This is a genomic window from Streptomyces phytophilus (assembly GCF_013870535.1).
Lineage (GTDB): Bacteria > Actinomycetota > Actinomycetes > Streptomycetales > Streptomycetaceae > Streptomyces > Streptomyces phytophilus.
Genome location: NZ_JACBXC010001366.1, coordinates 1 through 1,544 on the forward strand (window position 1 = coordinate 1; position 1,544 = coordinate 1,544).

The following is a 1,544-nucleotide window of genomic DNA, read 5'->3' on the forward strand; positions in this document are numbered from 1 at the left end:
GGGCGGCGGAGGCGCCGGATGCGGAGAAGGCAGAAGACGGGACAGGGGCGGCGGAGACAGAGGAGACGCCCGGGGCGCCGGAGTCGATAGAGGCGCCGGACGACGCTGCCGCGCCGGGGGCTTCGGAGGGGCAGTGGCCTTCGGGAGCAGCGGAATCGACGGGGTGGGACGACGGGACGCTGGTGGTGCTGTCCGTGCCGGGGCCCGCGGCCGCGGCTCTCGCCGGTGCGGCGGCCGGCGAGCGGCTGGCGGTGACGCTGCGATGACGACACTTGCGCGGATCGTCACCGGCCCGGGTGGGAGGATTGGACAATCCTTCCGTATCTCTGCCATACCTTGCTGGGTCGGCCGACCCGTCGAGAGTGAAGCGAGGAAGGGCATTGAGCACGCAGGGCGCCGGGAGCACCTCGGACAGTCAGGGCGTCATCGCCGGGTTCAAGCAGTTCCTGATGCGCGGGAACGTGATGGAACTCGCGGTCGCCGTCGTCGTCGGCGCCGCGTTCACGAACATCGTGAACGCGGTGGTGAAGGGCGTCGTCAACCCCATCGTCGGCATCTTCGGCTCGAAGAACCTCGACAAGTACCACTCGTGCTTCAGCGACGTCTGCACGACGAGCCCGGAGGGCGAGGTCACCAAGGGCATCTCGATCCTCTGGGGCCCGGTGCTGAGCGCCACGCTGACGTTCGTGATGACGGCAGCCGTCGTCTACTTCGCCATGATCCTGCCGATGAACAAGCTCAGGGAGCGGCAGGCGGCGAAGGGGGCGGTGGCGGAGACGCCCGCGGAGGCCACGGAGATCGAGCTGCTGACGCAGATCCGCGACGAGTTGGTGGCCCAGCGCAACGGCAACGGCCCCGCGCCGAGCCGAGACGGCGGCACGCTGCCGACGCAGAGGTAGGACTGCGGACCGCTGTCCGCCGGCGGCGGGCCCGCGGAGGGCCCGGTCGGCACCGGACCGCGCGGGGTCAGATGTGGTGGGGCGGCTTCTCGTCGAGGAAGCGGGCCAGGTCGGCCGCGCTCCCCTCGGCGGCGGGCCGCTCGCCCCAGCCCTCGTCGGTGTCGTCCCGGCTCGGCTGCGCCAGCGGATCGTCGAAGACGAGCGGGTTCTCGGGCTCGGTGCTCATGCACCCCAGGGTACGCGGCAGCCCTCGCCGCAGGCCGGGGCGCGGTCGGGGGCTCTTCGGCCGGTTCGGGGGCGCTGGGCGCGGTTAGGGTGCGTTGCATGGGCGTGGACGGGATCACGGATGTGGCGGGGGTGCGCGTCGGGCACGCGTCGCGGACCGGCGGCGGCTGGCTGACCGGGACGACGGTGGTGCTCGCTCCCGAGGGCGGTGCCGTCGCCTCCGTGGACGTACGCGGCGGCGGGCCCGGCACGCGGGAGACCGACGCCCTCGACCCGCGCAACATCGTGCGGCGCGTGGAGGCGGTGGTGCTCACGGGCGGCAGCGCGTACGGGCTGGCTGCCGCCTCCGGAGTGATGGCCTGGCTGGAGGAGCAGGGCCGCGGCTTCCGGGTGGGGCCCGACCCGGCTCAGGTGGTCCCG

3 protein-coding genes and 1 pseudogene are annotated in these 1,544 nt (G+C 73.1%); 3 read left to right on the top strand and 1 reads right to left on the bottom strand.

The genetic code is table 11. The features are described 5' to 3' along the window. Together H5J30_RS36125 and mscL are read left to right on the top strand one after the other, a co-directional pair. Window positions 1-266 (top strand): annotated as a pseudogene (locus tag H5J30_RS36125) (hypothetical protein); the annotation flags it as partial. 114 nt (window positions 267-380) lie between these two features. Next, window positions 381-899 carry a large conductance mechanosensitive channel protein MscL gene (gene mscL / locus H5J30_RS32420; RefSeq protein ID WP_181791223.1) on the top strand — a complete coding sequence of 173 codons (519 nt, stop codon included), beginning with the start codon at window positions 381-383 and terminating at the stop codon, window positions 897-899. Window positions 900-966: 67 nt separating this feature from the next. On the opposite strand, the gene H5J30_RS32425 is transcribed toward mscL, so the two are convergent. After that, the gene (locus tag H5J30_RS32425) at window positions 967-1,158 is read right to left on the bottom strand and encodes a hypothetical protein (RefSeq protein ID WP_258563643.1); all 192 of its coding nucleotides are present in this window, start codon (window positions 1,156-1,158) and stop codon (window positions 967-969) included. A gap of 65 nt (window positions 1,159-1,223) precedes the next feature. Here H5J30_RS32425 and H5J30_RS32430 point away from each other — a divergent pair. After that, a partial coding sequence (locus H5J30_RS32430) for a P1 family peptidase (RefSeq protein WP_181791225.1) occupies window positions 1,224-1,544 on the top strand: 321 nt, incomplete at its 3' end.